Consider the following 7,855-nt stretch of genomic DNA (forward strand, 5'->3'; position numbering starts at 1 on the left):
GTTCGATTTAATGTGTCCACTACTTTATACTAACACCAGTATTCAGGAGCTAAGAGAAAGAGAATTTAAACAGATGCTGGAACATTTAAAAGCATACTTAAAAGTTAGTAGAAAAGGATTTTTGTTATTTATAAGAAACTACGTAATTGTAGATGAAGTTTTATTATATGACTTAATAAATTATATTAGTACCACACCACAACAAGCTTACAAAAAACGAGTTCAATGGCAAAGGTTAAAAGAGGAAATGACAATAACAAGAGCTAATCTATTTCAAGAGTTGGAGCAAATAACACCAAGACAGAAAGACCATATTAAGCAGATGTATGAATATAACCAAAAAATATATAAATAATGTAAAAAATATTCATATAGTATATAAATATATCCCTATGTGTATAGCTAGTCATCCATATATTAATGTAGGGGGTATTACTCCTATATTAGGAATGACCAAACATAAAGATAAAGGCTCTAGTGTTCATACTGCTAGAGCTTGACCATTTTAAAAGAAAGGAGAAGTTAACATATGAAAAAAGATAAACATCAATTACTATTGAATATGACAAAAGAAGAAAAAGAAAAATTTAAGACAAATGCTGATAGTAATTTCATGAGCTTAAGTCAATATATTCGTTGGTGTGTCCATGAGATGATAAAGAAGAATAAGTGATATTTACTCTAAGGCTATATTTCATAATGAAAACCACTAAGGCGATTCTGATAGTAATTCTAAATTCCATATTTAATGTAGCCTTCGAGTAGCTATCATTCCCTTCAATAGTGATAGCTATTGATTCTAAAAATTCCGTAAATAATATAAAAACAACTCCTACTAGTAAGCAAGTAAGAGAATAACCTCTCTCTATTACTATACTTCCTAGTTCTTTGAGCTAGAGTACATGGATTAGGAACGGTAATATTCTAGCTCAAAGATTGTATTTAAGTGCATGCGTTAAATGTGTGTAGATAAATGCAATCTTCAAAGGGATTGTAAATATAAGTATGTTTTTATCTTTGTGTAAATTCAAAAACTTATTGAATTCTTTTATTGGTTTTATTGTAAGTGGCAAAGGTAATAGTCAAAGGAAATTACGTTGGATAAAGAGCGATTAAGGACAGCTAGGCTATTACCTATACCAAATTAAATATCAGTAGCAACAACCATATGAAAACCATTTAAGAATAACTATGCAATAAGCAACAACAAGCATAGATAAGATGATTAAATGATAATATGTTAGTAAGTCACAATAAGATATGAGTAAGTTGTAGAGGATTAAAAAAGTAGATTGATAATAAGATATTGAAAGAAATAACTACAATGAGATGAATAAGTAAGTGTATGATATTAATTGATGCAGTAGAAGAAGATTTAGGTGAGAGAGATAAAGTATAATCAAGTATTGACTATGATTAGATTGGGAATATTGAATATGATTATAAAATAATGTTTGATGATGTGAAGAAATAAAAAAATAGAAGTAAGAGGATAAAGTCTATGTTAACTAAATCAACAATAGGAATGATGACCTTCTTTTTTTATCTAGAGTGCTATAGGGTTTCCAGCCACTCTTAGAAAATACATAATCAAATTTTGCTAACTTTTTAATTAGCACATGAAATACAAATAAAAAATAATAAAACGTAACACGAAAAAGCCTTGTAAGATAGTTAATTCAATAGCTTAAAGGCTTTTTGTTGTTTATGAAATTATCTTAGCATGGCGATAAAAATTTTGTCAAGCATAGATTTAAAATTAATTTTGAGGAAAGGAGAGAGAAAGTTGTTTTGAGAAACAATAAGAGTACAACAATTTCAATTAGATTCACAGAAGAAGAAAAAGATATGCTTAATCATGTTTCCTTTATAAAGTGTATACCGATATCTGACGTAATTCGTGAAGGGCTTAAACTGTATTTTAATGATTCAACAGTTTTTGAAACTAGTTCAGAAAAGAGGTCTAGAGTATGGAAGATATAATTTTCAATGATTATTGTAACGTAACAAAAGAGGAACAGTTACAGAACTTCTTTAGTGCTTTTGATTCAGATAGGGTTGAAGAATTAGTGGAACAAGTTCATGGACATAAACAAAAGGCGATAGCAAGAGCAATTTTAGTTGATTATCCTAACTTGGTAAACACTGATTTATTTTCATTAAAGATATTGGTGGAGCTACTAGATGATGCTGATTACTTAAACACTCAATGCAGAGAGTGCAAAAGAGAAGGAAACTTGATGCTATACAGTAAGTTATTAAAGAGTAAGCTAGATGTATATTCTAAGATAAATACTATATTGGTTGAGTTTGGAATGACTCCGAAAAGTAGGAAATCCATTTTAGTCTTAGATATGGAGGAAGAATGATAAAGAAAGTTAAGACCAAAAAGAAAAGAAATTCTAGTATGAATGATGAATTTATGAAATGGTTTATCAAAGCTAGATTTGAAGCAATGAAGCCTAAGCTACCTCATGAATATATTTTTACTGGTAAATTATATCAGATTATATTAAATTATGATAAATGGCATAAACAAAAGTATGGTAAGACCATAAAGGAATATCTTATGCAAGATTACTTCCAACATCTAAAGGAGTCACAAAAAGAAAATGAGATACTGGAGCTTATTAAGTTGGAAAATTATACAGATGAAGAACTATTAGAGTATGCAAGAGCAGAAAAAATTAAAAGATTAAAAGAAAATAACTAGAAAAAGGAGAATTTAATTTTATGGTAAGAAGTAAGAGTACAACAAATAAAGGTATAAACGCAAAGAGGATTCAAGAGATTGTGAATTATGATTTATCACTAGGTATGCTAGTGAATCCAAACATTAAACAACAATTAGTTTTAAATCCTATTGGTGTGCAAGTGGCATTAAAAACATTAAAAGAACTTAGAGAAGAGTTAGACGTTTATGATATAAAATTAGATGAAATTGATTGTAATCGAATTTTTGATAATATAGAATCTTTAACTGAAACGGAAGTATTTATCAGAAGTATTAATAGCTATCTAAACTATAGAAATGACTACAACAAAGTTATACAAACTAAAGAGTTAGATAAGGATTTTAGTAGAGAGCAAAGGCAGAAACTTGCTGATGATTTAGAGGAAGAAATAAAAAAAGAATACAGAAAGATTGAAACTATTGGAAAAATCAATAAAACCCTTAGAAGAGCTTCAGAAGCTAAGATAAGCGAATTAAGTAGCGAACTGAGAGATATTCTAAGCACCCTTGAAGTACCAACTGAAGAATATATAAACAATAGATTATATGCAATAGCAGAATTTAAATTAAGAGAAATTAAAAATAGATTAGATTCAAAAATTACTTATCTTGAGAATGTTATGGAGGAAATAGCATAAATGTTAGAAACAAGAATTTTACAAAATGAAACAAGAAGCCTTAGAGCATCTAACATTGAGGTCAGATGTACAAATAGCCACATTTTTATCGGTGGCTCTTTGCCACTTAGAACCCTTTCCTCACCAATTACAGATAAAAAGACTGGTAAGAAGTTTAGAGAACAAGTTTCACCGAGAGCGTTTAAAATAGCACTGATGACTAATAAAGCTCATAATTATAAAACTAGGCTTTTAAAAAATCATAGTTATGACCATGAGTTTGAATATAATAAACTAGAATTTGATGAAATTGACAATAGAGAATTAAGATTTTTATTCACATTACCAAAAACAGAAAGAAATCTTGAATTGCTTGAAGATGTATCAGAAGATAATTCTTCATTCAGTTTTGGTTTTGTGTGTGGAATTGAAAGAAAGCAAACTTCAAGGGAAAAAGGAATAGACTATATAAGAATTATTGATTCATTCCAAGAGCTTAGAGAGATAAGTATCTTAGATAAATTTACTGCTGGAGCATATCCAAAAGCTAAAGGATTTAAAGCTAATGATTATCAAAGTGGTGAAAAGAAGGCTCAGAAGTTTGTTACTAAAAAGAATAGGGAAGCTTTATGTGAGAAACATGATATAAAATTAAAAGAGCTTAAGAGATATATAGAAAAACAGAAAATAAATAGTTTGTTTTCTTATGGCTCAGAATTTAAGATACCATTATAGAGAGTGTTGGGAATAGTTGTTAAGTTAACTATTCTTAACACTTTTTTATTAAAAAAGCTTATAAATAAAATATTGAATTTATTGGTAGTTCATGAAATTAAGTTATTTTTTAATAAAAAAATAAGAACGAATTTTAATTACTAAACATATGATGAAACAAGTACTAAAAAGGGGTTTTAAAAATAGATATAAAAATATTTGATTATATTGAAATTGGGAAGCTTGAATATTATAAAAAGAGTTTAAAAACTAATGAGATTAAAGATATATACAAAGATGATAATATAAGAATTTCTTTGTGGAAAAAAGGGAGAAAAGTTTTTACTTTTATTGATGAATTTGGAGATAAAAAACTTAACAATGCTTTAAATGAAATGTGTAACTTAGTATAATAATATTACTAAGTTATCTTTTTTACTCAAAGGAGGAATAAAGATAATGTTAAAAGTAGCAACATTTAGTAGAACATCAACTGATAATATAAGTCAATCTAAGTCTATAGAAAATCAAGAGGATGTTTATAAAAGTTGGATAGAGAAAAATAATTGTGTATTATACAAAAACTACATAGATGAAGGAATTTCAGGCACTAAGGGAAAGTATCGAGTTGAATGGAAAGAGTTAATTCAAGATGGCAAAGAAAAAAAATATGATATTTTATTAAGCAAATCATATAGTCGGTTTGGTAGAAATATGGTTGAAACTTTATCAGCTATTAAGGAACTTAGAGAAGCAGGTATAAGAATTATTTTTATAGAGGATAATTTGGATAGTACAAAAGATACAACTAATTTTGGTTTATTTAGTTGGTTAGCTGAAATGGAATCAAAAAAAACAAGTGAAAGAATTAAGACGGTTTTTGATAACTTTAAGGAAAAAGGTAAGATATATAATTGCATAGCACCTTGGGGATATGATTATGATATAGAGAAAAAGAATTTTGTAATTAATGAGGTAGAAGCATCTATAATAAGAAGGATATTCAAACTATATGTACAAGGTAATGGGACAACTAGAATTGCTAATATACTAACATCAGAAGGGATAAAAGGCAAAAATGGAGGAGTAATAAGGGGTAATACTATTAAAAATACTATATTAAATGAGGTATATGTAGGAACATTGGTTCAAGGGAAGTCAGAAGGCATTGATGTTACTATATCAAAGAGAAATAAGATAGAACAAGAAAAATGGGTTAAGCATTTAAACAATCATGAAGCTATTATTACTTATGAAACTTTTATAGAAGCAAATAAAAGATTTAAAGTGAATTCTGAAAAAGCTAAAAAGCATAGATATAGTATAAAAGGAATTGAAAGGTCATCTAATGCAAGTTTATTTAGCAATTTATTAATATGTAGTAATTGTGGAGCAAGTATTACTATTAGAAGAAAGAAAGGTAAAAAGATACACTATAATTGTAGTGAATATGAAAAAGTCGGGGTTTCAGTTGGACATACTAGCAATAGAATAGATGAAGATTTTTTAGTAGAATATATCTTATTTAGACTTAACGAACTTATAGAACGTGATTTTGATATTATAAATATAAATGCTAACATTGATATAAAAAAAGAATTAGAAAGTCAATTACAAGCAGTTGAAAAGTCAATTAATGAGCAGATGAAAAAGACTAGAAATTTAATCAACTTATATGATGAAAAAGTAATATCAATGAATCAGTTTAAATTAGAAAATGAAACTATTAGCAATACATTAGATAGTTTAATGAAAAATAAAGAAGTTTTAGAAGATAAGATAAAAAATATACCTCAAGAAACTGGAAGTTTTAAAAAAGATATTGAATCAGTTTTAAAGATACCAGTTGAACAATGGAATAATTCAATGTTAAAAACCATAATAAAAAAAATTTATATTAATAATGATGGAACTATAAATATACAATGGATTATAGAAGGATAAAGTAGATGTATATATAAACCTAAAAGGGTATATTTAGCAACTGCTACATGTATTGGTTTATCAGCAGTGAAATTATTGAAGAAGGATAATGATGCAGTAATGGTGGTGTTACCTTCGGATCATCATATAAAGGGTGAAAAGGAGTATATAGACACTTTATTAGAGGCTATTGAATTAGCCAATAGACGTAGGGGGATAGTAACTATAGGAATTACACCTACAAGACCTGAAACTGGATATGGTTATATAGAAATGGGTGATAAACTTCAGACATCAGCTGGTGCTTATAAGATATCTAGATTTACAGAAAAACCTAATATTGAAGTAGCTAAGGATTTCTTGCTTAAGGAAACTTATCTTTGGAATTCAGGCATATTTGTTTTTAGAGCTGATGTTATCTTAAGGGAGATGGAAAAGTATCTACCTAAGATATATAAATCATTAATGGAAATATATGCACACATAGGAGAAGATGATGAAGAAGAAGTCATTAGGGAACAATATAATTTAATTGATGGAATATCCATTGATTTTGGTATTATGCAAAAAACAAGAAGAGCATATGTCATTAAAGGTAATTTTTATTGGGATGATATCGGTACTTTTAATGCCTTAAGTAGATATTTAAATAAGTGTAGTGGAAATGAAATAAGTAAAAATGTATATGTACAGGAATGTGAAAATTGCTCTATCTTTGGTGATAAAAATTTAATCATAGGTTTTGGCGTCAAGGATCTGGTGATAGTTGATGCTGGTGATGTTATTTTGGTAATGGATAAAAACAAGGATCAAGAAATTAAACATTTATTAAATGATTTAAATGAAAATGTTGATTACGGAAGCTATATTTAGCTTCCGTTTTTTATGGTAATATAAAATTCGAAATTATTTTATTGATGATAGCAATGATTTTGTTAATTAAAGAATTAAAAATAGCATTAATATTAAATTATTAACTATAATTATTAGAAAATATAGCAACAATAATTCTAAGAAAAATTAGTTTTATGAAAAGAACTTACATTAACTGATATTGCATGGTTAGAATTTACTCCATTAATGGATAGTAAAATTAGTAAAGATAAAGTAATAGAGTTAAGTACAGATATTAGTGATAAAGATGTGAAAAACCAATGTCAAACTATTTTATTATCATTGGCATTAAAATTTAATATTGAAATTAGTGATGAATTAGGAAGGAAGATACGTATGTCACCATTAGGGCAAAAGATATTTAATGAAGGAATTGAAGAAGGAAAAATTGAAAAACAAAGAGAAATAGCAAGAAATTTACTAGATGTATTAAATGACCAAATGATTGCAAAAAAATGTGATTTATCATTAGAAGAAGTAAAGCAGCTTAGAAAAGAATATGAGAATAAGAAATAGGATATGGACATAGATTTTTCTATGACCATATCTTATTTTATTTATTAAGCTGATAATTCTCCAGAATAACCTTGAGATAAAAATCTAGGTGAAGTAAGTTTTATTCCAATGGCGCCTATAGGAGCTGTAATTAATACGCTTAATATGGCTAAAGCTTGCATTATTTCTCCACCAGCTATACCCATTTGTAGTGGAATACCAGCTTTGGCAGATTGAACAGTTGCTTTAGGAAGATAAGCTACTACACAAAAGATTCTTTCTTTTACATTTAAATTTGTACCTATCAATGAAATAAGAACACCTATGGAGCGAATGCTCAAGGAAATCATAAGCATAATAACTCCAATCCAGATATATTTACCTACTAAAGTAGGGTTTATGGCCATTCCAACAAAAGCAAATAGATATAGTTTGCCATACTTCCATACAACATTAATTTTATCTTGTATATTCTTAG

At 27.7% G+C, this 7,855-nt stretch carries 10 protein-coding genes and 1 pseudogene; 10 read left to right on the forward strand and 1 reads right to left on the reverse strand.

What is annotated here, in order from left to right; translation table 11 throughout:
- The 10 genes and pseudogenes from Q5O44_RS04885 to Q5O44_RS04930 form a co-directional block, all read left to right on the forward strand.
- Positions 1-355: hypothetical protein (locus Q5O44_RS04885; RefSeq protein WP_302637427.1), on the forward strand; the 355-nt coding region annotated here is incomplete at its 5' end.
- A 174-nt stretch (positions 356-529) separates the two neighbouring features.
- Positions 530-673 (forward strand): hypothetical protein, encoded by a 144-nt coding sequence (locus Q5O44_RS04890; protein ID WP_022167274.1) that lies wholly within the window; start codon positions 530-532, stop codon positions 671-673.
- A 1,118-nt stretch (positions 674-1,791) separates the two neighbouring features.
- Entirely contained in the window at positions 1,792-1,983 is a 192-nt protein-coding gene (locus Q5O44_RS04895; RefSeq protein WP_022167275.1) for a hypothetical protein, read from the forward strand.
- On the forward strand, positions 1,971-2,369 hold the full coding sequence (locus Q5O44_RS04900) for a hypothetical protein (protein WP_022167276.1): 399 nt from the start codon (positions 1,971-1,973) through the stop codon (positions 2,367-2,369). Before Q5O44_RS04895 ends, Q5O44_RS04900 begins: the two co-directional genes overlap by 13 nt.
- Positions 2,366-2,713 carry a hypothetical protein gene (locus Q5O44_RS04905; RefSeq protein WP_022167277.1) on the forward strand — a complete coding sequence of 116 codons (348 nt, stop codon included), beginning with the start codon at positions 2,366-2,368 and terminating at the stop codon, positions 2,711-2,713. Before Q5O44_RS04900 ends, Q5O44_RS04905 begins: the two co-directional genes overlap by 4 nt.
- Before the next feature lie 20 nt (positions 2,714-2,733).
- Entirely contained in the window at positions 2,734-3,372 is a 639-nt protein-coding gene (locus Q5O44_RS04910) for a hypothetical protein (RefSeq protein WP_022167278.1), read from the forward strand.
- Entirely contained in the window at positions 3,373-4,086 is a 714-nt protein-coding gene (locus Q5O44_RS04915) for an HK97 family phage prohead protease (RefSeq protein ID WP_022167279.1), read from the forward strand.
- Positions 4,087-4,524: 438 nt separating this feature from the next.
- The gene (locus tag Q5O44_RS04920) at positions 4,525-6,009 is read left to right on the forward strand and encodes a recombinase family protein (protein ID WP_022167280.1); all 1,485 of its coding nucleotides are present in this window, start codon (positions 4,525-4,527) and stop codon (positions 6,007-6,009) included.
- A gap of 39 nt (positions 6,010-6,048) precedes the next feature.
- Positions 6,049-6,861: pseudogene (locus Q5O44_RS04925) on the forward strand (mannose-1-phosphate guanylyltransferase); the annotation flags it as partial.
- Positions 6,862-7,068: 207 nt separating this feature from the next.
- Positions 7,069-7,398: a hypothetical protein gene (locus tag Q5O44_RS04930; protein WP_022167282.1), complete on the forward strand. Its 330-nt coding sequence runs from the start codon at positions 7,069-7,071 to the stop codon at positions 7,396-7,398.
- Between the two features lie 44 nt (positions 7,399-7,442).
- On the opposite strand, the gene Q5O44_RS04935 is transcribed toward Q5O44_RS04930, so the two are convergent.
- Positions 7,443-7,855: cation:proton antiporter (locus Q5O44_RS04935; RefSeq protein ID WP_370545563.1), on the reverse strand; the 413-nt coding region annotated here is incomplete at its 5' end.

Origin of the sequence: Clostridium sp. CAG:221 (assembly GCA_000435835.1) — a bacterium.
GTDB lineage: Bacteria > Bacillota > Clostridia > Clostridiales > Clostridiaceae > Clostridium.